The organism is Candidatus Clostridium eludens, from assembly GCF_045310515.1.
GTDB lineage: Bacteria > Bacillota > Clostridia > Clostridiales > Clostridiaceae > Clostridium_B > Clostridium_B eludens.
In genome coordinates, this window is the sequence record NZ_JBJHZX010000020.1 from 21,116 (window position 1) to 45,313 (window position 24,198).

The following is a 24,198-nucleotide window of genomic DNA, read 5'->3' on the forward strand; positions in this document are numbered from 1 at the left end:
TGTGTGAATCGCTTTCACAGAGTGCGATGGGTGTATTAGCTAATTACCGCCTTCGAATAAAATAGTTGGTATTTATTATATTACTATAATATATTTTAGGATTATATTTTAAGGAGTGTTTATGCAGAACTTAACAATTTTAGGATTTTCATTGTATGATATATTATTTTACATTGCTATATATGGGTTTTTAGGATGGTGTCTTGAAGTAGTTTATTCAGCAGTTAATACAGGGGGATTTATAAATAGAGGATTTCTAAATGGACCTATTTGTCCTATATATGGTTTTGGCTCTGTAATAGTAATAGTTTGTTTTACTCCATTTAAAAATAATTTACTTTTACTGTTTTTGGGCTCTGTTTTTGTAACTTCGTTACTTGAGTACATAACAGGTTTTATACTTGAGAAAGTATTTTATAATAAATGGTGGGATTATTCAAATATGCCCTTTAATATTAATGGCTATATATGTTTAAAGTTTTCCCTTGCCTGGGGTGCTGCATGTATTTTTCTCATTAAAGTTTTTCATCCTATGATTTCAAGTATTGTTGGATTGATTCCGTATTTCTTAGGTAATGTTTTTCTTGTAATTATTATAAGTTTATTTATTGTTGATTTAGTAACTTCAATTAACACTGTATTAAAACTTAATATAAGATTAGAAAAGATTCAGAAAATATGTGCAAAAATAAAAGAGAAATCAAATGCCCTAGGGGAGGACATATCGGAAGAGGCACTTGAATTTAAGAAAAAGTATGAAAATTTTTCAAAGGAAACAATTGAACTTAAGAGAAGATATATAAATCTCATGAAGAAAAGTAATAGATTCTATATAAGGCTTATTAAGGCATTTCCTCATGTTAAATCTACTAAATATTTTGACGCTCTTGAAGTTTTAAAAAGAAGTGTAATATATAAGAAAAAAGGTAAAGAGTAGTACTCACTTTTTTAGAAAGCTATTTATATAATATTCAACATATGACAAATAATTAGGTGTCTTTTACAAAAATATTTAAAAATAGACTCAATTATTTAAAAAATAAACATAGTTTTAAAATATATGGAAAATCATGCAAAACTATGTTATAATTTTAGAACAATACCTAATCCCAAAATTATTGTATATATTTAAAATAAGTACCATTATGTCAGGTGCTTATTTTTTATTTTACTAAAATGTTGTTAGATAAAATGTTGAGGATAATATGGATGAACTATTTTTGTCATGAAATCAAGTGCGGCATTAAAGATTTAATGGCAAATTTTTTTTCAGTATACATATTGAAATGGGTGGGATAATAATATTTGATAGGAAAAGGATTATAATATTGTTTTTTATGTTTATTGTATGTATTGTTAAAAAAGAAAAAATAGTATATACTGATGTATATACAGCGAGTGAATGAATCTTATATTTAAATGTTCTCAATTGTATTAAGGCTAACTACACAATTTACTCAATTAATATGTATAAAATATCAATTCAGAGGTGTAAACAATGGATGATTTGTTTTTGGTAAATGAAATAAACAGACTAAAAATAGAAAGAGATGCCTGTATACTGGCACATAATTATCAACTTCCAGAAGTCCAGGATATAGCAGATATTGTGGGAGACTCCCTTGCACTTAGCAGGGCGGCCGCAAAGACTACAAATAAAGTTATAGTTTTCTGCGGAGTGAAATTTATGGCAGAAAGTGCAAAAATTTTATCTCCCGATAAAGTAGTTTTACTTCCTTCAAAATATGCAGGGTGTCCTCTGGCAGACTCTATAACTAAGGAACAGCTGGAAATAGAAAAAAGAAAATATCCTGAGGCTGAGGTTATATGCTATGTAAATTCTTCAGCTGAAGTTAAGGCGGTAAGTGATGTAAGCTGTACGTCTTCTAATGCAGTTAAAGTGGTAGAAAATGCAAAATCTCGTCAGGTGTTATTTGTACCAGATGAAAATCTTGCAGGATATGTAGCAGAACAAGTTGCTGACAAGGAAATTATACCTTGGGCAGGGCATTGTATTACTCATGCTAGGATAACAATGGATGATGTTATTAAAGCTAAAGAGGATCACCCTGAGGCTGAAATGCTGGTACATCCTGAAGTTTCTGAAGAAATAAGAGAAAATTCAGATTTTGTAGGAAGTACTTCCGCTATAATCAATTATGCAAAAAATTCTGATGGTAAGGAATTTATTATAGGTACTGAGATAGGTGTATTGCACAAGATGAAGAAAGATAATCCTGAAAAACAGTTTTATTTACTTAGCCCAAGGCTTGTGTGCGAAAATATGAAGATGACAAGGCTTGTAGATGTGTATAATTCTTTAATGAATATGCAGCATGAAATTTTTGTTCCTGAAGATGTAAGAACAAAAGCCCTAGGTTCTCTTGAAAAAATGATACGTATTGAATAAATTTATATAAGGTAGGGATATAAATTGAGAAGATATTTAGTTGATTATAATGAAGATTTTGTTACGGATGAAAATTTTGATGTAGCTATAATTGGAGCAGGAATAGCAGGATTATATACAGCATTAATGCTGCCTCAAGATTTAAAAATAGTAATTTTAAGCAAGAGGGATATGCACGACTGTGATTCTTATTTAGCCCAAGGAGGAATTGCGGCTAGTATAAGAAATGATAACAGAGAACTTCATATAAAAGATACCATAAATGCAGGATGCTATGTAAACAATTTAGATGCTGTTAATGTACTTATAAGTGAATCACAGGAGGCAATTGATAGTTTAGTTAAGCTTGGTGTAAATTTTGATAAGGACTCAGAGGGGAATTTTTATAGATCTCTTGAGGGGAACCACTCTTATCCGAGAATTCTTCACGTAAATGGAGATTCCACAGGAAAGGGAATAATGGACACACTTATAGAACATGTTGAGAATGCTTCAAATATAAAAGTTATAACTGATATTTTTGCCATAGATATTGTTGATAATGATAAAAAATATGAGGGTATAACTGCCTATTATAATAACAAATTCTTTTATTTTAAAACTAAATTTTGCGTGGTAGCATCAGGAGGAATTGGACAATTGTTCTCGAAGACTACAAATGCAGATGTGCTCACGGGAGATGGCGTTGCCATGGCACTTAGAGCTGGTGTAAATTTGGAAAATATGGAGTATATACAGTTTCACCCAACTGCTTTTTATTCTAAAACTGTTAAGGATAAGTTATTCTTAATATCAGAAGCGGTAAGAGGGGAAGGTGCCGTACTTAGAAATGCAGATAAAAAAAGATTTATGGATGAATATGATAAGAGAATGGAGCTGGCACCTAGAGATATTGTAGCAAGAGCTATTAAGGATCAGATGGATAAAACTAATTCTGATTATGTTTACTTAGATGTAACTATGTATGATAAAAATTTTCTAAAAAATCGGTTTAATACAATTTACTCTGAGTGTAGAAATAATGGTATAGAAATGAATAAAGATTATATTCCTGTAACTCCTGCAGCACATTATTTTATGGGAGGAATTAAAGTAGATTTATATGGCAGAACCAGTGTTGAAAATTTTTATGCTGTGGGAGAGTGTGCTTGTACGGGAGTTCATGGAGCCAATCGACTTGCTAGTAACTCTCTTATGGAAGCATTAGTCTTTGGTAAAAGAACTGCCGTAGATATTTCTAATAAGATAAAGCAGTATGAGTATCTTCACTGTGAAGATACTAATGAAATAAATATAAAAACTAAGCTTAACATTGAAAGCATAGAAATTAATTTTTCTGCATTAAGGGAAAATTTAAAAAAGTTAATGGAAGATAATGCTGGTATAATTAGAAGTGTTGGTAAGCTTAATAGTGTATTAAATTATATAAACGATGTATTGTCAAAAATAGAAAATTATAATTTTGATGATATTTATTCCATAGAAGTTTATAATATGTATCAAGTGTCTGCTGCTATCATTACATCAATTTTAAATAGCAAGACTTCTATAGGAAGTAATTATGTAGAAGAATATTCTAAACGCAGCTTAGTGCAGCAAGTTTGAGGTGATAGAATTTTGAATTATTTGATAGTTGATAAACTAATTAAAAATGGTCTTATAGAAGATATAAATTATGGAGATGTTACTACTGATAATTTATTTGATGGTAGTGAAATCTCAAATGGGAAATTTATTGCAAAGGAACAGGGAGTTATAGCTGGAATTGATGTGGCAGAGAGAGTATTCCAAATTTTAGACAGTAATATAATATTTAAAAAGTGCCTAAAAGATGGACATGTGGTAAAGAGTGGGGATATTATTGCCCATATAGAAGGTAGTTCTAAAAGTATATTAAAAGGTGAAAGAGTTGCCTTGAATATATTACAGAGAATGAGTGGAATTGCTACTAAAACTTTTAATATAGTTCAGCTTGTAAAGGATTATGATGTGAAAATAGTAGATACAAGAAAAACTTTACCAGGATACAGAATTTTAGATAAATATTCTGTAAAGCTGGGTGGTGGATATAATCATAGATTAAATTTATCAGATTTTGTAATGATTAAGGATAATCATATAAAAGCAGCAGGTTCTATAAAGGTGGCTGTAGAAAGAATAAAGAGTAAAATTCCTTTTACTACCAAAATTGAGGTGGAAGTAGAAAATTTTGAACAGCTTGAAGAGGCACTTCATGCAGAAGTAGATGTAATTATGCTGGATAATATGGATATAGATCACATGAAAAAGGCAGTAGAGATTGTAAATAAGAAAGTTATTTTAGAGGCTTCAGGAAATGTAAATGAAAATACTGTAGCAGATATTGCAGCTACTGGAGTGGATATAATATCTATGGGAAGTCTTACTCATTCTGTAAAGGCATTGGATATAAGCTTAAAGTTCCAGTAATATTTATTAATGCAAACCACATAAACTTTATATTATAAATATAGGGCTAAGGATAAATTCCAAATAATTTATTCTTAGCCCTATTCAAATGTCTAGATATTCTCCAAAATTGAAATTTTAGTATAAAAGTTAAATTCACTATCATATAATTAGTTTTGTAACATATAAATTTTTCTCTTTTTTTAGGTCAAGAAATCCATTATCTCCGAGTAGAAGCGGCCTTGTCAAGTCATTTATATTAACCTGAATAACTTTGCAGGAACGTTGATTATTTAGCATGACATTTTCACCTATAAAGTAATTTATAACATGATTCAAAAACATATTGCAATATGCATGATCAAACTTCTCAAGACTCTCATCTTGAATAACCTTTAAAGCTTCGAAGGGACCATTGATTTTTTTAGAGTAGGTATCAGAGCTAACTCTGTCAAATAAATCCGCAATAGCTATTATTTTAGCAAATTTATGAATTTTACCCTCCTTAATACCTAATGGATATCCTGACCCATTTATTCTCTCGTGATGCATTAGTATGCCGCATGCTACAGAATTATCTAAGTAAGAGATTTCCTTAACAAATCTGTAACCAATCACAGGATGGGTTTTAAAAATTTTATATTCTTCAGAAGTAAGACGGGTGTTCTTATTTAATATGTTTTTATCCAGTTTGATTTTGCCAAAATCATGTAATATGGCAGAGTAGGTTAAAAGATTTATTTCTCTTTCGTCAAGTCCTAACCATTTCCCCAGTATAAAGCTAATGGCTGCCACATTTACACTATGCTTATAGACATTATTTTTTACATTGCCATGAAAGAGGATGTTTCTAATAACTAGTCCAGTTGAGTTAAATTCTTCTTGTATTTTTTTTGAGAAAGTTCTTATTTCATCTATTTCGTGAACTTTTAAGTTAGATATTCTATCAAATATATCCTCTAGATTGGAAGAAAATTCATTGAATGTATTTTCAATTTCTTCTACACTTTTAATTTTCAAAGTCAAAAGTTCATTATCATAGCTTCCTTCCAAGTAAACTTCTACGCTATCTATAATATAGTTGCGTTTTAGCTGAGTTAGTGCTGATTCTGTAATGGCAATATCTTTAGCTAAGAGAACTCTATCTTCAAAAATTATATCTTTTGCCAGTACCATTCCTGGCTTTAATTCATTAATTTGTAGTAACTTCTTTTTCCATAACACATATTTCACCTCATTACAATTAATTACATTGACAATATATAAAACTCTACGCATTTTATCGTATTGTTTTAATATTTCTATATATATTATGAGAAAAATTAGCTATTGTTTTTAAAGAAAAATTTATTTATATTGAAGTTTATATTCAAATTAATAAAAATGTGGTCATGTATAGGGCAGAATAGAACCAATATAGCTCATCTGCTTCTGCAGATGAGCTATATTAATTTTAATATTATTTTTTATTCTAATACTCCTATATCTGATAGTTTTAGGTGTTTATTATGATCCAGAGCCCAGCTGATTGACCATTCGCTTTGGAATATTAGAATATGTCTTCCTCTTAGATCCTTTACTTTTCTGGTATCGCTTGTTAAAATTAAATTTTCTAGGTTTACTTGGGAATGCTCTATCCATCTTATAAATTTGTAAGGTAATATTTCTATTTTTATATCTGTATTATACTCACTTTTCATCCTGTATTCTAATACCTCTAATTGAAGTACTCCAACTACTCCTATAATAATTTCTTCTATGCCTATATTTAGTTCCTTAAACACTTGGATAGCACCTTCTTGGGAGATTTCACTAACACCTTTTATGAATTGTTTTCTTTTCATAGTATCTACAGTTTTAACTCTTGCAAAATGTTCAGGTGCAAAGGTAGGAATACTTTCAAATTTAAATTTTTTATTTGGGGAACACAAAGTATCTCCTATACTATAAATACCTGGATCGAATACACCTATTATATCGCCAGCATAGGCTTCTTCAATAATTTCTCTATCCTGGGCTAAAAATTGTTGTGGCTGGGAAAGTCTAACTTTATTTTCTCCCTGGATATGATATACTTCCATTCCCTTTTTAAATTTACCGGAACATATTCTCATAAATGCAATTCTGTCTCTATGAGCTGGGTTCATATTGGCCTGTATTTTAAATACAAAGGCTGAGAATTTAGAGTCAAAGGGCTCTATTTCTCCTATGTCTGATTGTCTGGGTAGAGGTGGTGTAGTTAAATTTAAAAATTCCTTTAGAAATGGTTCTACTGCAAAATTAGTTAAGGCACTGCCAAAAAATACAGGTGTAAGAGAGCCTTCTCCCACTTTTCCTAAATCGAATTCATCACCAGCCACATCTAAAAGTTCTATATCTTCTTGAAGCTTTTGATGTAAAGCTTCTCCCAGCAGGTCTTTAAATGCGGTATCTTCAACATTTCCTTCTATGGATTCCACTGTTGTTTGACCGTGATTACCACCATCAAATATTTCTATTAAATTTTTTTTTCTGTCATATACACCTTTAAAGTCTTTTCCTGAACCTATAGGCCAGTTCATAGGATAAGACTTTATGCCTAAAACATCTTCTAGATCTTCCATTAATTCAAAAGGATCTTTACTTTCTCTATCCATTTTATTTATAAATGTGAATATAGGAATTCCTCTTAAACTACACACATTAAAAAGTTTTTTGGTCTGCGCTTCTACTCCTTTTGCTGCATCTATTACCATTACAGCGCTATCTGCCGCCATTAAGGTTCTGTATGTATCTTCACTAAAGTCTTGGTGACCTGGTGTATCTAATATATTTATACAATAGTTATTATAGTTAAATTGCATTACTGATGAGGTTACAGAAATACCTCTTTGCTTTTCTATATCCATCCAATCCGATACAGCATGTTTAGATGCCCTTCTGGCTTTAACTGAGCCTGCAAGCCTTATAGCACCCCCATATAACAGTAATTTTTCAGTAAGAGTTGTTTTGCCTGCATCAGGATGAGAGATTATTGCAAATGTTCGTCTTCTTTCTATCTCTTTTTTTAAGTCTGTCACTGCCTTTTCGCTCCTTCTTTTATTGGTTTCATCACTGATTTTAACTTTATTATATATTAATGTCAACTTATGCTTATTATCAACTTAAAGGCTGAATTTCAATGGTTGTATACTACTTTGGGATTGAATCATGTAATGTACTATTGAAGTAGTAGTATATCCAGCTGTGGGGAGGTTTGAAGAAGTTAAGCTGTTATGAATGTAGATATTAAATGCATTGAGGATATTTCTGAGAAACTGGATAAGTAATTCTAAGGTTTAGATGGAGAAAAAGCATTGCTTATGGGAAAACTCCAATCTAAACCTTAGAATCACTTTATATGTTAAATTTTAACCTTTATATAATTCGTCAAACATTCCTCTGAAAAAAGGCTTGGTTTTTTCAGTTCTGTGGATATTACGAATGCCGTTAATTACTATTACTGTAGGGGTTGTATCGCTTTTTACTTCTTCAACTTTGAATTCAACCATACACATTGCAGAATTATTCTCCATAGGTTCTCTTATTACTTTAGCACTTCCGCGTATTCCTAGTGCTGTATCTTCTTTTTCTGTAATTGTTATAAATGCTTTTGAATTATGTTTAATATTTGCTACAGTTTTATGTATTTTCATTAAAGCTAATCTGATAGTTGTGTTATCGGGTGCAAACATTAGATGTACAGGCATAGCATGAGGAAAACCTTCATCCGTAACTGTTGATAACACAGCTGTAGTCAACTCTTTATTAAACAAGTCTATAGCGTTTTCAGGAAGGGTATTGCCTAAAATTTTACTCATTTTTAATCATCCTTTCGTATATATATAATGATATTTACATATTACTTGCATATAAATAATTTGTCAATTATACTGTAAGTATTTCTTGTAGTATTTAAAGTTATAAATCATTTTATTTATAATTTTAGATTAATTCATGGTATCCAGGTAAAAGTTATTTATCTCATATGTAGTTTGGTTATTTTTGTAATAGAACATATCCATAGGTTTTTTAAAGAGTATTTTAACTTTATCTAATATAAAATCTACTATTTTTACAGTAATATAACCTAGTATCATTCCTGCAATAACATCCAGTATCCAGTGAATTTCTAAGTATAGAGTGGAGTATATTATGCTAAGGCAGAAAAAACCAAATATAAATTTAAATAATTTATTCTTTTCTCTAAGTGCCAATAAAAACATAGCAAAAGATATAGATGTATGCATGGATGGAAAACAATTAAGGGTAATTCCTGCAGCGGCATTAGGATTTAAATGTCTAGCCAGTCCATCAGGCTGTTTAAGTACATACCATACTTCTTGAAGATGAAAAGTAAGATAAAATGGAGTTATTAGAAATATTTGTAGAATATGTGCTGACAGGGCATATCTTACCATCTTCTTTAAATCTTTTATAATAGCAGATCTGTATAATGCAAATAGTACAGGTAATACAAATCCATTATTGTATACCATTCTAAAAAACCAGGTTAAAGTTTCGGATTTATAAATTCTTGCAAAATTACCGTCATTAAAAGGTATATTAGCAAATATAGGATTTAAGTTTATCACTATATGTCTATTTATTTGCCATCTAAGCATCTTTCCCCAAAAATTGTAACCGTGCTTATTTATGTAAAATATAATCATAAAAAATAAAACACATAATATTAAAAATGGAATTAGCCTTACATCCTTTCGTATATCAGAATAGGCAGAAAAACATATTAAGGTTAATGCGAACATGTATATATCATTAGTTGAATTAATAGGTGAATAATAAGCAATATGTAAAGATTTGTTTAAGAAATACAAGCCTATAAGTATAAAATAGTAATTTTCTATAAAAAATAATAATTTTGAAAATTTACCTTCATATACATTCAATGTGTTTTTTTCTATAAATTTATACATGAAGTATACCTCCCCCTTGCGTACACAATAAATTATATCACTAGTAAAAGGGTAAGTATATGAGAATATTTAAAAGTATAAAAATTTAAGCTCACTGAATTTTATATTAAAAGGGTCATGTATTACAGACCCTTTTTCTTAATAAATAATGTATCTATCATAAAAATGAAGGCGCATCCTAAAATTAGTATATTTATAAATATACCTCCCATTTTAAGTATTATACCTACAAAACAAAATATTAGTATAAGGCTGCATAGCCATTTGAAAAATGTCATATTAAGTCTCCTTAATAGTTTAATAGTCTATATTTTAAATATTATATAATATAGTATTGCCTTTAATTCATAAAGTTATTAAAATAAAAGTTACGTTAAAAATTGTATGGATACATTTTGATTTTTTTGTGAATAAAAATATAATAATATTAATTTGTAATTATAAAAGGGGGCATTGTAATAATGGAACAAAAAAAATTAGAACTTAATAATTTCAAAGTCAGAGATATGGTTCAAGTAGCACTTATGGCTGCAATAACTTATATTGCTACAGCTATAATTAATATACCTACCGGTGTTATATTCAAGGGTGTTGTACACCTTGGAGATAGTATGGTACTTTTAGGAGCTATATTACTTGGGAAAAAGAAAGGTTTTTTTTCTGCGGCTGTAGGAATGTGTTTATTTGACATTTTGTCACCATATGCTATCTGGGCGCCGTTTACATTTTTCATAAAAGGAATTATGGCCTGGACTGCTGCTACTATTGCTTACAGAAAAGGATATGATGGTGAAAAATTTTGGAATAATGTATTTGCGTTTGTTGCAGCATGTATTTGGATGGTAATAGCATATTATGCAGTTGGTGTGCTTATGATGCATTTTGTAACAAATATAAGTTTTTCTAAAGCAATTGTTTTATCTGCTGCAGAAATTCCGGGGAATATAGCTCAAAGTCTTGTGGGTATAGCTATAGCGCTGCCTTTGAGTAAAATATTAAAAACAAAAAAATTGATTTAGGTAATCTAGGATGGATAAGAAGTTATTGTTAAACAGGCCTAAATAATAAATTAGGAGGGATAAACACCCTCCTAAGATTATTATCTGGTTCTCATTCTATTTTTTTCAGCTTTTCTTTTTTTTCTGCATTCTACGCATCTTACAGGATCATTTTCAAATCCTTTTTCTTTATAAAATGCTTGCTCACCCTCTGTAAATACAAATTCTTTTCCGCAGTCTTTACATACAATTGTCTTGTCTGTCATAAAAAAACCTCCTTAAACCTAGGACTAATTTTATTCTTGATAATCTACCTCCAGGATTAAGGAGAATATAGTACCTTGAAAAAATTTGACCTAACATTATATAAAAATATTTATAGTTAGAGTAAAACTCTATGCTAATTATACCATATTGTAATAAAAAAACAATGTTTTACAAAAATATTGTTTTCCCAATAGGTTGATATAACTGGGTGAAAAGGTGGTGGGAATTTTTGGTGTTTACATAATAATATGTTTCAAAATAAATAATCAATTATCATGTTAACTTATCTTAAGCCACCTTAAATAAAAGCTCATTAAAAATATATTAAATAATAACAATAGGGCATAATTAAATTAACTTTTATAGAGTATAATTAATTATATGTAGTATATTAAATATTTTTATAATTAAGTATAATTAAAAGCATATGGACATATAAAATAAAATTGAGGTTGTTTTTATGGATACTAAGAAATTTCTTAATTTATTAAAAAAGATAGAAGGACCTAAACTGGATTTTAAACAATGTATAAATGTTGACAATGACAGTGGAAGAAAGGAATTAGCCAAGGATGTATGTGCTATAGCTAATTCTAGAGGGGGAAGAGGCTATCTTATAATAGGAGTTGAAGATAAAACTAAAAGAATATTGGGCATAGGTAAAACAAACTTCAATGAAGAGAAAATACAGCAAATAATAAGTTCCAGAATAGATCCTCCAATACCAATTTCTTTAGAAATTTTAGATTATGAGGACAAAAAAATAGCTATTATAAGCATATATGATGGTCCTCAAAAACCTTATCAGATGAGAGATAATGGTGCCTTTTATATAAGAAGGGGCTCCACAAATGATACTATGCGTAAGCAAGAAATAATTTCTGCACTTCAAGAAAATCTAAACATAAGTATAGAGTTATGTCCCATACCACATAGTAATTTAAATTGTATAGATATAGATATTGTAGATAAATATTTTTTATTTCAAGGGATAAAAGTTACAAGTGAAAATAAATTAGAATTAATGGAAAGTGCTTCGATAATATGTATGGATAAAGACTCAGGAAAATATATGGCAACTTTAGGAGGACTATTAATCTTTTCTAAAAATAATAATGTATACATACCTCATAATATGATAAAAATAATTAATAAGGTGAATAAAAATTTTAAACAAGTTAATATAATTCAGGGAGATCTTATATCAATAATGGATAAAGCGGAAGATATTATAAAAAAAATCATAACCGTAAAATCTTATCCTGTAGAGTCGGTAAATGAGGGAATAAGGGATGCAGTAATATATAGGGATTATTCTGATTTTTATAGGGGGATAGAAGTTATTATAAATCTTAATAGCATTATAGTAGCAGGTCCAGGTATTTTGATAGATAGAAAAAATTCATACTATACAAAAAGAAACATGTGGATATATGAAAGAATAATTGCATTAGATACAAAAAAAAGGCTTATAGGAACTTCTGGAGGATTTAATAAAATACAAAAGGAATTTAAAAATAAAGGGAAAGTTAAATTCATAAATTCTGTAAAAAATAACGATTTTAAAATTATCTATCCTGGAATTAAGAAGTTTAAATAGAGAAAATTCGTCTTGAAAATAATGTAAAAATATGTAATAATATTTTTGTAAAAGTTCTATATTTATATGTTGAAAAAATATTCTGAACATTATATAATTTAGATATAATCTAATTATGAGAATGGCACCTAAGTATTAAATTAAAGGGGTGGTAAAAATGATTCATGTATTCTGTAGTAAAAGAGGTTCAGGGAAGACCAAAGAGTTGATTAATTTGGCTAATGAAAAAGCAATGATAGGAAGGGGGCATATTGTATATATAGATGATGATAAGGGACCACTATGCCAATTGAACAGGGAAGTTAGATTTATAGTAACAAGTGATTTTAAATTAAGAAAAATGGAAAGTTTTTATGGTTTTTTGTGTGGCATACTTTCAAAAGATTATGATATTGATACAATTTTTGTTGATGGATTACTCAATATTATAGATGAAAATCTTGAAAATGTGTCACATTTGTTTTATGCTATTGAAAAATTAGCAGAGGAATATAACGTAAATTTCTATATAAGTGTAAATGAAGAAGAAGAAAAAGTGCCTGAATTTATTATGAAGTATATGGCAGCGTAGTTAATAGTTCAATAATTAATGACTGCGTTATTAATTAGAAAACAATTATGATTTTTTTATATACTAAGACTGGAAACCTTTCCAGTCTTAAAAATTTTAATTGACATATATTTGGCAGGGTGAAATTTCACTAAAAGTAATTAAATATTGATAAAAACAGCGTTTAAATATATACTATAAGTTATAACAACTGTGCTAATTATTTGAAAGGTAGGGATTCAGGTTGGCTAATGTTTATGACATATTATTAGAACGTGGTTACATAAAACAAATTACCCATGAGGATGAAGTAAGGGAGCTATTAGGAAAAGAAAAGATAACATTTTATATAGGATTTGATCCTACAGCAGATAGTCTACATGTAGGACATTTTTTACAGATGATGGTTATGTCTTATATGCAAAAAGCTGGACATAAACCTATAGCATTGCTTGGTGGAGGTACCGCAATGGTTGGAGATCCTACAGGAAAGACTGATATGAGAAAGATGTTATCCAGAGAACAAATACAGCATAATGCCGATTGTTTTAAAGAACAGTTTTCCAGATTTATAGATTTTGAAGATGGAAAGGCAATAATGGCAAATAATGCAGATTGGCTGATGAATTTAAATTATGTTGAATTTCTAAGAGAAATAGGAGTACATTTTTCTGTAAATAAAATGCTTGGGGCAGAGTGTTTTAAGCAAAGACTTGAAAGAGGATTAACTTTTCTTGAGTTTAATTACATGTTAATGCAAGGATATGATTTTTTGCAGTTAAATAGAGAATATGGGTGTACATTTCAAATGGGTGGGGATGACCAGTGGGCAAACATAATAGCAGGAGTGAATTTAATTAGAAAGAAAGAAAGAAAACCTGCTTTTGGAATGACTTTTACACTTTTGACTAAAAGTGATGGCAAAAAAATGGGAAAAACGGAAGGTGGAGCTATATGGCTAGATAAGGAAAAGACATCTCCATATGACTTTTATCAATATTGGAGGAATGTGGATGATGCAGACGTAGAAAAATGCCTGTCACTTTTAACTTTTCTCCCAATGGATGAGGTAAAGAGGTTGTCATCCCTTTCAGGGGAAAAAATAAATGAAGCTAAAAAAGCACTTGCTTATGAAGTCACCAAAATTATACATGGACAGGAAGAAGCTGAAAAGGCCAAAGAAGCTGCTGATGCCTTATTTTCTGGAGGGGAAAATTTAAATAGTGTACCAACAATAGAAATGGATGAAAGTCATCTAGGATGTTCTATAGTTGAACTGCTGGTTAACATGCATGTGGTACCATCCAAGAGTGAGGCAAGAAGACTTATAAAGCAAAATGGACTTACTGTGAATGGTGAAAAAATAAATGATTCAAATTTAATAGTTACAAAAGCTCATTTTAAAGATGGAGAAATGATTATAAGAAGAGGAAAGAAGAATTATAATAGAATTATGATTAAATAAGGTATATGAAAATAAACTGATATATTTTTAGATTATTTCTTTAAAGTTACCTGGATGTGTAAAATTTGTAGGGGCTGTTTTTATAGATTTGCAAGGATATAAAAACAGCTTTATGATTTGAACTGTATAATTTTAAATATGATATTTCCACATTATTATAGCATCTTCTTTATTATCTGAATAGTAAGCCTTTCTTATACCACACTCTATAAATCCATATTTTTTATAAAGGTTTTGAGCTACTATATTTGATTTTCTAACTTCTAATGTCATACTATTTATAAGTTCAATTTTAGAGATTTCTACAAGTGCTTCAAGTAGCAAATTTCCTACACCTATTCCTCTATATTTAGGATGAACGGCTATAGTTGTTATATGTCCCTCGTCCAATATAGTCCACATGCCGGCATAGCCAATTACTATTCCAAATTTTTTAGCTACCACATATTTAGCAAGAGTATTGCTTTCGATTTCTCTTTTAAAATATTCACTGCTCCATGATGTGGTAAAGCATAGATTATCTATTTCCAGCACACTATCAATATGTTCTGGTTTTAGAGAAGATATTTCTATATCATTCATTTTTACAAAGCTCCAATTTTTTTTCATATTCTCTTTCTGCCTGGGATTTTCTTAAGTAAAAAGGAGCAAAATCATATATGTTATCTTTTGTACCTGAACTTAAAAGATTTAGGCCTAATTCTCCCAGTGAAGAAGCTTTTACTACATTCAAGCTTATAGGTGCGAAACTAAGGTTTTTTATTTTTGAAGCTAGCTTATCTTTAAATTTTGGAACAGCATCTCCTACAAAGCACACAGGTTGGTTATATTTATTTAGCAATTCAATCAGATTGTCAACAGATATAACCATATAGTCACTAATATTATTTAGATTTCCATGGACAAATTTATAAAGTGAAGTGTATACATTTTCTCTTAGTGCGTCTAATATGGGACATATAATACCTGGAGTGTAGCATAAATTATAAGCCAAAGCGTCTAGGGAGGAAACTCCTATAAAAGGTTTGCCAGTGCCTTGACTTAGTCCTTTAATTATAGCCGTCCCAATTCTCAGTCCGGTAAAAGAACCAGGACCTTTAGAGACTACAAATCCATCCAGTGAATTAATATCCATATTTAAGTTTTTTAAAAGGGTATCTATTATGGGCATAAGAACTGTTGAGTGCTGTTTCTTACAGTTAAAAGTAATTTCCCCTAATAGTTTGTAATTATCTAATATAGCACAAGTTGCTGATTCAGTAGAAGAATCTAAACTTAATATTTTCATGTTTTTATTTTAACTCCTTTATATAATCATATCTATTACCATAATATTTTATTATTATTTTTCTACAATTTGGGTTTTTATCTGATAATTTATAAATACTTATGTATATATGTTCTTTAGGTATTAGTTCATCAATATAATTAGCCCATTCTATAATATTTACAGCATTGCTGTAAATATACTCATCAAATCCTATAGACAGTAATTCATCTACATCATTAACCCTATATACGTCAAAATGATGGAGTTTTAGTCTACCTGTATATTCATTTACTATTGTGAAAGTAGGACTTGTTATGGGTTCTATTATATCAAGTCCCTTTGCTATTCCTTTAGTAAAATAGGTTTTTCCAGTACCTAAATCACCTGTAATGCAAATTATATCGCCTGGATTTAATAGGTTACCTAATTTTTCACCTAACTTTATGGTATCTTCAACGCTATTTAAAGTAAATTCCATATTAACTCACCTCAAAATATTTCATATAAAATATAAAATGTTAAATAATTGTATGGTTGTCGGCAACAGCTATATATTGATCATAAGAATTTAGATTTAAAGAAAATATGGTTTCCTTTAAATGTTTCAATGCCATGCCGCATATGAAACCTCCGGATACCATTTCATCCATCATTTTGAATACACTTTCGGTGTTTAAACTTTTCCTGTAAGGTCTATTTTCTGTAAGTGCCTGATATATATCACACACTGCCATGATTCGGGATTCTTCTGATAAATCATTAGCGTTTAAACCTCGTGGATATCCCTGGCCATTTAGTTTCTCATGGTGATTTGATGCCCATTCACTTATATTAGGTATATCTCCTATTTTATCTAAGATAATTTTAGTATAATAAGCATGAGATTTTATTATACCAAATTCCTGTGAAGTTAATGAACCATTTTTATCTAGTATGCGAAGTGGAATGGCAAGTTTACCGATATCATGCAGTAATCCTGCAATTTTCATTTCACAGCATTTTTCATCCCCATATCCAATGAACTTTGAAACTGTATAAGCCAGGTTTGCTATGCCTTTAGAGTGAATTGCAGTAAATTTGCTTTTATTATCTATTATGTTGGCAAATATCTTGGATATTTGTTCAAATTCTTTTATATCCATAAATATATTCAATTTAGGCTGAATTTTATCTAATATAAACTCAGCGAAAGATATGTTTTCAATATTAAGCCAGAAAGTATCCCTAGAAGCATTTTTTAAAAAAGCATTTACAATTGTTTCGGAGAAGATTTTATTGCAGTTATTCTTAACCCATTTTATAATATCAGCTCTTTGGCTAAAATTAGATATTTTTTCATCGTACAGTAATTCTACTAAATCAGAGATTCTTATTATTTGACTTTCTATGGGTATATTATCTTTTTTCAGGAGCATAGGACCACTCCCATCAAAATTTTCATGATGATATAATATTATATTTGATAAATTATAAAAGTGGGGAAAAGCTCTAGTTATATTAGTACCGGTTTCACAATGGGCCTTTATGAATAGGTCAGCAGAATGACTTTTTCCAAGACAATTTGCTGCGCCTATATCGTGTAACAAGGATGATATATAGAGCTGTTTTTTACTTTTTTCATCCAAGTTTAAGTAATTGGAAATTTCTAGTGCTATATAGGTAGTTCTTAACGAATGATGCATGAATCTATGTTTAGAGTAATTCACATTGGTCACATCTTCAATTACAGGATTGCTGCCCAAATTATCATATTCAGAACTTGCCTGAGCTAAGTCTAGTGCTACTGACATAGCTCTTATGGTTTTATCCATACTAATTTTCATGGCTAAACCTCCCTTTAATAGTGGACATCTTCAATTTCAGATACCTTATGTTAATGCTTTATACCTAATTTTAACACAATAAAATAAACTGATAAACCATTATATTTTAAGTAAATGTAAAAAAATAAAGTAAATGAATGTTTGCATTGTTAAATTACATTATGTAAAATATATGTGTTATGAATTAATGTATAGTAAATATAAATATTATGTGGAAATTGTGTATTGTTTTGCATATGGAGGTGATAGGATTGAGAAAAGTATTAGTTTGGGGCATACTTTCTTCTATGTTATTTTTTACTGCATGTGGAAGTAACAAAAATTATAAAGATCCAACCAGTATTAATAAATTAGAAATAAGAAAAAATATAGAATTAAATATAGTAACTACAGATAAACTTTTGTATAATATGGTAAAGTCCATAGTAAAGGATAGACATATAGTAGAGTATATGTTTAATAATAGAGAAACTGAGGTGAATTTTAAATTTACTGAAGATAGTATAAACAATGTATCCAAGAAAGATTTGTTTTTTTACGTTGGGGCAGGTTTTGAGCCTTGGATAGATACTTTTGTGGATAAATTAAATAAAAATAAAGTTGGAGTTATAAATGTTTCCAGGGGTATAGGGCTATTATCCTATAATAAGGTAGTAAAATATAACGATACAGTTTTAAAAGATAATCCATATTATTTTACTAATGTGGACAATTACATAATAGCACTTATGAATATAAGAAATGCAGTCCAAGATAAGGATCCCAGAAGCAGGGATTTTTATGAGAAAAACTTTTCTGAGGTATTAAAAAATTTACAAGATTATAAACAAAAATTAAATTTAATAGATAATCAGTTAAGTAATTATAACTTTATTACAGTTGAAGATGAATTAAATTATTTTGTAAAGTATAATAATTTAAATCTTTTAGATGTAGGTTGTGGAGAGAACAACATAATTACATTGAATACATCTCAGCAAAAAAATTTAGAGCAAAAGTCAGATAATAATAATTTAATAATTCTTTATAATGATGATTCGGTGATCAAAAATAACGAAGAATTGATAAAAAAGTATAATATACCTGCTGTAAAGATAGAGGTTTATAATGGAGATTTTAGTTATGAAGAAACCCTTACTAATAATATCCATACATTAGAAAATATTTGTAAAACTAATAAATCTGGAACATAAAATGTTAATTTTAGTTTACATCCAGGATGGTGGTAGTGATTATCCCCCACCTTGAAGAATATGGGGGTGTCAGCCAGTATGTGGTATTTCATTTGGTTAAGTATGAATTTTTATTTTTTTAAGAAAATTTAATTTAGTAGTTTGTGTTACAATTCCAGTAAAAATAAGTATACAGCCTATTAACATCTGGAAACTCATAACTTCATTTAAAAGGATTACTGCAAATATCCCCCCGAAGGCTGATTCTAAAGTTAATATAAGGGCTGTACTGGTAGAAGAGATATACTTTTGGGCAATATTTTGAACCAGAAAGGGTATTACTGTTGTAAAAATTGTTAAGTAAGCTATTGATTTTAACACTTTTAAATTTGGCTCAATACTAAAAGATTCAAAAATTCCCGTAAGTGTGATAAATAACAAGGATGTAATTGAAAACTGTATTATAGTTAAAATTATAGGATCTGAATCTTTATTAAAGTATTCAATTGCAATCATGTGACAGGCAAAGGAAAATGAACACAATATAGAAAGTAAGTCTCCTTTATTGATATAAAAAGAGCCATTTAAAGTAAGCAGTCCTATGCCAAATACTGCAAGTACTGCACCAAGAACCGAGTAAATATTAGGAGGGGCCTTATATATTATCCAACCCAAAAAGGGAACTATAAGTACATAGGCTCCTACTAAAAAGGACTGCTTTGACGCAGTTGTGTAAAATATTCCTATAACTAAAGTTAAGAATGCAAAAAAAAGAAATATTCCAATTAAGATTCCATGGAGTATATCTTTTTTTGTTATATTCTTCAGTTTATTGGGAAATAAGATAAATAAAAAAATTGTAGATATACCAAACCTTAAGCTCATTAATGTAAAAGGTTTTATATCATTTAAGATATCTTTTATAATTGCATAACTTGTCCCCCATAATAGAGCTACTAATCCTAAGGTAATTGAAGATATAATTGATTTTCTTTTATAATTCATAAGCTGTCTTCTCCTTTCTCAAAACTGTCTTTTTAAGTACTTTATATTAAGTATATATCTTTTATCCATAATTGTTAAGAAGAACTTATCCAGGTGTGCAGCAGGCTTACTTTCCACTTTGAATAAGATAGAAGTATTAATTAATTACTCTCCTTGGGATAAAAATACTATATATTTATGGTGCGGTATTATAAAAAATAGATTAAAAGTACATATTAATAAATATAGATATTATTATGTTGAAAGGAGCAGCATTTTTATGGGTAATTGTTTTGTGAAAAATTCTACGGGTATTTTAAAAAAAGTATTGCTTTGTCCTCCCAATCATATGAAGCTTCACCCTATTAATGTTATATCTGAAAATTGGATTAGGAAAGGTATTGGGCTAGATATAGATCGTTGTATTAAAGAACATGAGGAACTAATACAGGCATATAAAGAAAATGGTGTAGAAGTGGTTTTAATGGAGCCAGATGTAAGGCTAACTAATGAGGTGTTTGCAAGGGATTTTGGTGCCTGCATAAGGGAAGGGTATATCTTAGGAAATTTTAAAGAAGTAATTAGAAAAGGAGAAACAGAAGCTTATAGGATTAAGATGGAGGAACTTGGCATTCCGTGTATTGCTCAAGTTTCCAAGGGTTTTTTTGAAGGCGGAGATTTCTGGTTTCTGGATTACTGTACGCTGGCTATAGGGGTTATTGACAGAACTGATGAAACCGCCATAGAAGAAATTAAAGATCAGCTTAGTAAATTTGCATATAATATAATTCCCGTAAAATGTGAAGAGGATAATTTACATTTAGATATGTGTTTTAATATTGTAGAAGAAAAACTAGCGGTGATATGCAGAGAGGCTCTACCTGACAGCTTTATTAAAATATTGGAAGAAAAGAAATTTTCTTTAATTGATATTTCGCAAGAGGATGTGTTTAAACACTATGGTAACTTGCAATCTTTAGGTAATGGGAGAGTAATGTCACTTAAATCAAATAAAAAGGTTAACGAAAAATTAAAGTCCTATGGTATTAATGTAATAGGTTTGGATATTAGTGAAATACTTAAAAGTGGTGGGGGACCACATTGTATGACATTTCCTCTAATCAGAATATAATTGACAATTTAGGTACAAGATGTTTTGATTATATTGCTATTTTGGGTTTAGTGTTTTTTCATTTTGGGGTATATGGTGAAATGGTTAATTACATATGGACTTAAAATTTTGATACAAATAATTGAAATATAGTGAAAATGTAATGTATATTTTCACTATATTTCAGTAAATTTAATTGGTATTTAAGGTGCTTTAAATTAATTTCTGAAGCTGTGGATAGGAGCAGGGATCCTTCCGCCTCTTGATATAAAGGCTTCACTGGAAAATTTACTTACAGCCATTATTGGGGCTTTACCTAAAAGTCCGCCAAAATTAGCTTCATCTCCAACTTTTTTACCATAAACGGGAATTAATCGTATGGCGGTTGTTTTGTTATTTATCATTCCAATAGCAGCTTCGTCTGCAATTATGGCAGATAAAGTTGATTCAGGAGTATCACCTGGTATTCCGATCATATCCAGTCCTACGGAACATACACAAGTCATGGCCTCTAATTTTTCAAGGTTAAGGGAACCTACATTTACTGCATTTATCATTCCTTCATCTTCACTTACAGGTATAAATGCACCACTTAGACCTCCTACCTGAGAAGCAGCCATTATACCACCTTTTTTTACAGCATCATTTAGAAGTGCTAATGCTGCAGTAGTTCCTGGACATCCGCAGCTTTCAAGTCCCATTTCCTCTAGAACTCTGGCCACACTATCTCCTACAGCAGGGGTAGGTGCTAAAGATAAATCTACTATGCCAAAAGGAACTTTTAGTCTCCTTGAGGCCTCTCCAGCCACCAGTTGACCCATTCTGGTTATTTTGAAGGCAGTATTTTTTATTGTTTCCGCTACTACATTAAAGTCTTCTCCTTTTACTTCTTCTAGTGCACATTTTACAACACCAGGGCCGCTGACTCCTACATTTATTATGGAGTCAGCTTCTCCTATTCCGTGAAATGCTCCTGCCATGAAGGGATTATCTTCAACAGCATTTGAAAATACTACCAGTTTGGCGCAGCCTATACTTTCATTTTTTCTTGTAAGATAGGCAGTTTTCTTTATTATCCTTCCCATGTCCTTTACGGCGTCCATATTTATTCCTGATTTTGTGGTGCCTACATTTACAGAGGAACATACTTTTTCAGTAACGGATAGTGATTCTGGAATGGATTCAATTAATATTTTATCACCTTTGGAGTAACCTTTGTGTACAAGGCATGAGAAACCACCTATAAAATCAATACCCAGTGTTTTGGTAGCTTTATCTAAAATTTTTGCATATTCTACATAATCTATATCAGAACTTGCTTGAGCAATAAGAGAAATAGGAGTTACAGATATTCTTTTATGTATTATTGGTATACCGTATTCCACTTCAATTTCTTGTGCAGTTTTAACTAGATTTTCAGCATGTTTAGTTATTTTGTCGTAGATTTTTGTGCGTGCATTTTTACCATCACTATCTATGCAGTCTAAAAGGGATATTCCCATGGTAATGGTTCTTATATCTAGATTCTCTCTATGGATCATATTTATTGTTTCTAGTATGTTTTTAGTATTGATCATTTTATTCAACTCCTCAGTTTAAATCTCATGCATGGAAGTAAATATATCTTCTCGTTGAATTTTGATAACTACACCAATTTCATCTGCCTTACTTTCAAGGGAAGCTTTTAATTTAATAAAATCTAATTTCATTTCTGATAAATCTACAAGCATTACCATAGTAAAATAATCTTCTATAAGAGTTTGATTGATGTCTAAAATATTTATATTATTTTCATACAATATAGATGTCACATTATAAATAATACCAGTTTTATCTTTACCAATTACAGTTATGAATGCCTTCATTTTATATTCACGTCTCCTTTTTATATTATACAGGTATTTAGTGTGCTCTCCTGCTAGAGCATATTATTATACTAAAATAAATTATAGGTTTAGTCAAAAATTTTAAATATTAATTTATTTTATACTATTTAAGAAAAATAAAATGAGACTAAAAATAAAATTAGTCTCTGGAAAACAAAGTTTTAAGTATACAGCTGCAAAAAATACTAATTGCTAACTTAAAACATGAAATCCCCTGTCCTTTTTACCTGAGAGTTTCACCAAAATTTTGGCTTTCCCCTTCGGCGCCCATAAAGAGTCTCTCCAGAGGTTCGTCCAATAACGGTTTACAAATTTAATCCCATTACCTTCATCCGTCCGTATTAAATTACTAAAATGATTATAACATGTTTAAAGATTCAATTCAAATTAATTTGGTATAGAAATTGTGAATGTACTATAGAGCTATGGTGTATAATGTTAATTATTATTTTTAAAATATAGTTAGATAAGGAGTGAAATGGTATATGGAAAATTTAGCGGGTAAAATAGCAATAGTTACCGGGGCCTCTAGAGGTATAGGCAGAAGTATTGCAGTAAATTTAGCCAGATGTGGTGCTGTTGTAGTAATAAATTATATTCAAAACAAAAAAGAAGCTTTTAAAACTTTAAATATGATAAAAGGAGCAGGTTCTACAGGAATAATTTTGCAGGGTGATGTTAGTTTATATAGTAGTGCCCAAAAAATAGTAGAAAGCACCATAGAGAGTATGGGTAAAATAGATATATTGGTAAATAATGCAGGGATCTCACAAATAGGACTTTTTGTAGATATGAAGGAGGATGAATGGGACAATATAATAAACATTAATTTTAAAGGGGTACTTAACTGTACTCATTGTGTGTTAAAACATATGGTTCCTAAAAAAGCAGGTTCTATAATAAATATATCCTCCATGTGGGGAAATGTGGGAGCATCCTGTGAGGCAATTTATTCTGCATCTAAAGGAGCTGTAAATCTTTTTACTAGATCCATTTCCAAGGAAATGGGACCCTCTAATATAAGGATAAATGCCGTTGCACCTGGAGTTATTGATACGGAAATGAATTCATGGCTAAAAGAGGAAGAAAAAAAAAGCCTAATGGAAGAGATACCTATAGGCAGATTTGGAAAAGGTGATGACATAGGAAAAATTGTATGCTTTTTAGCAGGAGAGTCATCCAGATATATAACAGGACAGATAATAACTGTAGATGGAGGTATGATTTAAATAGTGTAGAATGGCAATTTCCATAAAGTAATATTTAGATTAAACGATAAA

23 protein-coding genes and 1 riboswitch are annotated in these 24,198 nt (G+C 29.9%); of the genes, 11 read left to right on the top strand and 12 right to left on the bottom strand.

Annotated elements, in window-relative coordinates; genetic code table 11:
- Positions 1-121: 121 nt before the first annotated feature.
- The 4 genes from ACJDU8_RS13885 (at position 122) to nadC (ending at position 4,858) form a co-directional block, all read left to right on the top strand.
- Complete coding sequence (locus tag ACJDU8_RS13885) at positions 122-937, top strand: putative ABC transporter permease (RefSeq protein WP_406792748.1); 816 nt, start codon at positions 122-124, stop codon at positions 935-937.
- Positions 938-1,498: 561 nt separating this feature from the next.
- Positions 1,499-2,410: a quinolinate synthase NadA gene (gene nadA / locus ACJDU8_RS13890; protein WP_406792749.1), complete on the top strand. Its 912-nt coding sequence runs from the start codon at positions 1,499-1,501 to the stop codon at positions 2,408-2,410.
- Between the two features lie 24 nt (positions 2,411-2,434).
- Positions 2,435-4,015 (top strand): L-aspartate oxidase, encoded by a 1,581-nt coding sequence (nadB, locus tag ACJDU8_RS13895; protein ID WP_406792750.1) that lies wholly within the window; start codon positions 2,435-2,437, stop codon positions 4,013-4,015.
- Between the two features lie 12 nt (positions 4,016-4,027).
- Positions 4,028-4,858 carry a carboxylating nicotinate-nucleotide diphosphorylase gene (gene nadC, locus ACJDU8_RS13900; protein WP_406792751.1) on the top strand — a complete coding sequence of 277 codons (831 nt, stop codon included), beginning with the start codon at positions 4,028-4,030 and terminating at the stop codon, positions 4,856-4,858.
- Positions 4,859-4,999: 141 nt separating this feature from the next.
- Here the strand turns inward: nadC and ACJDU8_RS13905 are convergent, their stop codons facing one another.
- The 4 genes from ACJDU8_RS13905 to ACJDU8_RS13920 form a co-directional block, all read right to left on the bottom strand.
- Entirely contained in the window at positions 5,000-6,061 is a 1,062-nt protein-coding gene (locus ACJDU8_RS13905) for an HD-GYP domain-containing protein (protein WP_406792752.1), read from the bottom strand.
- 242 nt (positions 6,062-6,303) lie between these two features.
- Positions 6,304-7,896: a peptide chain release factor 3 gene (locus ACJDU8_RS13910; protein ID WP_406792753.1), complete on the bottom strand. Its 1,593-nt coding sequence runs from the start codon at positions 7,894-7,896 to the stop codon at positions 6,304-6,306.
- A gap of 330 nt (positions 7,897-8,226) precedes the next feature.
- Positions 8,227-8,676 (bottom strand): pyridoxamine 5'-phosphate oxidase family protein, encoded by a 450-nt coding sequence (locus tag ACJDU8_RS13915; protein ID WP_406792754.1) that lies wholly within the window; start codon positions 8,674-8,676, stop codon positions 8,227-8,229.
- A gap of 129 nt (positions 8,677-8,805) precedes the next feature.
- Entirely contained in the window at positions 8,806-9,792 is a 987-nt protein-coding gene (locus tag ACJDU8_RS13920) for a phosphatase PAP2 family protein (RefSeq protein ID WP_406792755.1), read from the bottom strand.
- 461 nt (positions 9,793-10,253) lie between these two features.
- On the opposite strand from ACJDU8_RS13920, the gene ACJDU8_RS13925 reads away from it, so the two are divergent.
- Positions 10,254-10,811, top strand: coding sequence for an ECF transporter S component (locus tag ACJDU8_RS13925; RefSeq protein WP_406792756.1), 558 nt, complete (start codon positions 10,254-10,256; stop codon positions 10,809-10,811).
- An 80-nt stretch (positions 10,812-10,891) separates the two neighbouring features.
- On the opposite strand, the gene ACJDU8_RS13930 is transcribed toward ACJDU8_RS13925, so the two are convergent.
- The gene (locus ACJDU8_RS13930) at positions 10,892-11,056 is read right to left on the bottom strand and encodes a zinc-ribbon domain-containing protein (RefSeq protein WP_406792757.1); all 165 of its coding nucleotides are present in this window, start codon (positions 11,054-11,056) and stop codon (positions 10,892-10,894) included.
- A 461-nt stretch (positions 11,057-11,517) separates the two neighbouring features.
- Between ACJDU8_RS13930 and ACJDU8_RS13935 the strand changes: the two genes are divergently transcribed.
- The 3 genes from ACJDU8_RS13935 to tyrS all read left to right on the top strand — a co-directional run bounded on the left by ACJDU8_RS13935 (position 11,518) and on the right by tyrS (position 14,672).
- Complete coding sequence (locus tag ACJDU8_RS13935) at positions 11,518-12,657, top strand: AlbA family DNA-binding domain-containing protein (protein ID WP_406792758.1); 1,140 nt, start codon at positions 11,518-11,520, stop codon at positions 12,655-12,657.
- 157 nt (positions 12,658-12,814) lie between these two features.
- A complete protein-coding gene (locus ACJDU8_RS13940) occupies positions 12,815-13,228 on the top strand; it encodes a hypothetical protein (protein ID WP_406792759.1) in 414 nt (137 codons plus the stop codon).
- Between the two features lie 223 nt (positions 13,229-13,451).
- Positions 13,452-14,672, top strand: a complete 1,221-nt coding sequence (gene tyrS / locus ACJDU8_RS13945) for a tyrosine--tRNA ligase (RefSeq protein ID WP_406792760.1) — start codon at positions 13,452-13,454, stop codon at positions 14,670-14,672.
- Positions 14,673-14,804: 132 nt separating this feature from the next.
- Here tyrS and rimI read toward each other — a convergent pair whose 3' ends face one another.
- From rimI to ACJDU8_RS13965, 4 genes are read right to left on the bottom strand one after another with little or no spacing between them, the layout of a single operon-like run.
- Entirely contained in the window at positions 14,805-15,254 is a 450-nt protein-coding gene (gene rimI / locus ACJDU8_RS13950) for a ribosomal protein S18-alanine N-acetyltransferase (RefSeq protein WP_406792761.1), read from the bottom strand.
- The gene (gene tsaB / locus ACJDU8_RS13955; protein WP_406792762.1) at positions 15,247-15,960 is read right to left on the bottom strand and encodes a tRNA (adenosine(37)-N6)-threonylcarbamoyltransferase complex dimerization subunit type 1 TsaB; all 714 of its coding nucleotides are present in this window, start codon (positions 15,958-15,960) and stop codon (positions 15,247-15,249) included. The genes rimI and tsaB overlap by 8 nt, the downstream gene beginning before the upstream one ends.
- A gap of 4 nt (positions 15,961-15,964) precedes the next feature.
- Entirely contained in the window at positions 15,965-16,420 is a 456-nt protein-coding gene (gene tsaE / locus ACJDU8_RS13960; protein ID WP_406792763.1) for a tRNA (adenosine(37)-N6)-threonylcarbamoyltransferase complex ATPase subunit type 1 TsaE, read from the bottom strand.
- Between the two features lie 40 nt (positions 16,421-16,460).
- The gene (locus ACJDU8_RS13965; RefSeq protein ID WP_406792764.1) at positions 16,461-17,765 is read right to left on the bottom strand and encodes an HD-GYP domain-containing protein; all 1,305 of its coding nucleotides are present in this window, start codon (positions 17,763-17,765) and stop codon (positions 16,461-16,463) included.
- Positions 17,766-18,007: 242 nt separating this feature from the next.
- Between ACJDU8_RS13965 and ACJDU8_RS13970 the strand changes: the two genes are divergently transcribed.
- Positions 18,008-18,958, top strand: coding sequence for a metal ABC transporter substrate-binding protein (locus ACJDU8_RS13970; RefSeq protein ID WP_406792815.1), 951 nt, complete (start codon positions 18,008-18,010; stop codon positions 18,956-18,958).
- A gap of 96 nt (positions 18,959-19,054) precedes the next feature.
- Here the strand turns inward: ACJDU8_RS13970 and ACJDU8_RS13975 are convergent, their stop codons facing one another.
- Positions 19,055-19,942 carry a DMT family transporter gene (locus tag ACJDU8_RS13975; protein WP_406792765.1) on the bottom strand — a complete coding sequence of 296 codons (888 nt, stop codon included), beginning with the start codon at positions 19,940-19,942 and terminating at the stop codon, positions 19,055-19,057.
- Between the two features lie 259 nt (positions 19,943-20,201).
- Between ACJDU8_RS13975 and ACJDU8_RS13980 the strand changes: the two genes are divergently transcribed.
- Positions 20,202-21,053, top strand: coding sequence for a dimethylarginine dimethylaminohydrolase family protein (locus ACJDU8_RS13980; protein WP_406792816.1), 852 nt, complete (start codon positions 20,202-20,204; stop codon positions 21,051-21,053).
- A 197-nt stretch (positions 21,054-21,250) separates the two neighbouring features.
- Here the strand turns inward: ACJDU8_RS13980 and ACJDU8_RS13985 are convergent, their stop codons facing one another.
- Together ACJDU8_RS13985 and ACJDU8_RS13990 are read right to left on the bottom strand one after the other, a co-directional pair.
- Positions 21,251-22,609: a PFL family protein gene (locus ACJDU8_RS13985; RefSeq protein WP_406792766.1), complete on the bottom strand. Its 1,359-nt coding sequence runs from the start codon at positions 22,607-22,609 to the stop codon at positions 21,251-21,253.
- Between the two features lie 18 nt (positions 22,610-22,627).
- The gene (locus tag ACJDU8_RS13990; RefSeq protein ID WP_406792767.1) at positions 22,628-22,897 is read right to left on the bottom strand and encodes an ACT domain-containing protein; all 270 of its coding nucleotides are present in this window, start codon (positions 22,895-22,897) and stop codon (positions 22,628-22,630) included.
- A 225-nt stretch (positions 22,898-23,122) separates the two neighbouring features.
- Positions 23,123-23,214, bottom strand: a riboswitch (glycine riboswitch).
- Between the two features lie 189 nt (positions 23,215-23,403).
- On the opposite strand from ACJDU8_RS13990, the gene ymfI reads away from it, so the two are divergent.
- Positions 23,404-24,147, top strand: coding sequence for an elongation factor P 5-aminopentanone reductase (gene ymfI / locus ACJDU8_RS13995; protein ID WP_406792768.1), 744 nt, complete (start codon positions 23,404-23,406; stop codon positions 24,145-24,147).
- Positions 24,148-24,198 lie beyond the last annotated feature (51 nt).

What these genes read in the sequence shown, in the direction of transcription:
- ACJDU8_RS13885 (WP_406792748.1), top strand. Translation starts at nt 122, where the DNA reads ATGCAGAACTTAACAATTTTAGGATTTTCATTGTATGATATATTATTT.
- nadA (WP_406792749.1), top strand. Translation starts at nt 1,499, where the DNA reads ATGGATGATTTGTTTTTGGTAAATGAAATAAACAGACTAAAAATAGAA.
- ACJDU8_RS13915 (WP_406792754.1), bottom strand. Translation starts at nt 8,676, where the DNA reads ATGAGTAAAATTTTAGGCAATACCCTTCCTGAAAACGCTATAGACTTG.
- ACJDU8_RS13920 (WP_406792755.1), bottom strand. Translation starts at nt 9,792, where the DNA reads ATGTATAAATTTATAGAAAAAAACACATTGAATGTATATGAAGGTAAA.
- ACJDU8_RS13925 (WP_406792756.1), top strand. Translation starts at nt 10,254, where the DNA reads ATGGAACAAAAAAAATTAGAACTTAATAATTTCAAAGTCAGAGATATG.
- ACJDU8_RS13930 (WP_406792757.1), bottom strand. Translation starts at nt 11,056, where the DNA reads ATGACAGACAAGACAATTGTATGTAAAGACTGCGGAAAAGAATTTGTA.
- ACJDU8_RS13935 (WP_406792758.1), top strand. Translation starts at nt 11,518, where the DNA reads ATGGATACTAAGAAATTTCTTAATTTATTAAAAAAGATAGAAGGACCT.
- ACJDU8_RS13940 (WP_406792759.1), top strand. Translation starts at nt 12,815, where the DNA reads ATGATTCATGTATTCTGTAGTAAAAGAGGTTCAGGGAAGACCAAAGAG.
- rimI (WP_406792761.1), bottom strand. Translation starts at nt 15,254, where the DNA reads ATGAATGATATAGAAATATCTTCTCTAAAACCAGAACATATTGATAGT.
- tsaB (WP_406792762.1), bottom strand. Translation starts at nt 15,960, where the DNA reads ATGAAAATATTAAGTTTAGATTCTTCTACTGAATCAGCAACTTGTGCT.
- tsaE (WP_406792763.1), bottom strand. Translation starts at nt 16,420, where the DNA reads ATGGAATTTACTTTAAATAGCGTTGAAGATACCATAAAGTTAGGTGAA.
- ACJDU8_RS13965 (WP_406792764.1), bottom strand. Translation starts at nt 17,765, where the DNA reads ATGAAAATTAGTATGGATAAAACCATAAGAGCTATGTCAGTAGCACTA.
- ACJDU8_RS13975 (WP_406792765.1), bottom strand. Translation starts at nt 19,942, where the DNA reads ATGAATTATAAAAGAAAATCAATTATATCTTCAATTACCTTAGGATTA.
- ACJDU8_RS13980 (WP_406792816.1), top strand. Translation starts at nt 20,202, where the DNA reads ATGGGTAATTGTTTTGTGAAAAATTCTACGGGTATTTTAAAAAAAGTA.
- ACJDU8_RS13985 (WP_406792766.1), bottom strand. Translation starts at nt 22,609, where the DNA reads ATGATCAATACTAAAAACATACTAGAAACAATAAATATGATCCATAGA.
- ACJDU8_RS13990 (WP_406792767.1), bottom strand. Translation starts at nt 22,897, where the DNA reads ATGAAGGCATTCATAACTGTAATTGGTAAAGATAAAACTGGTATTATT.
- ymfI (WP_406792768.1), top strand. Translation starts at nt 23,404, where the DNA reads ATGGAAAATTTAGCGGGTAAAATAGCAATAGTTACCGGGGCCTCTAGA.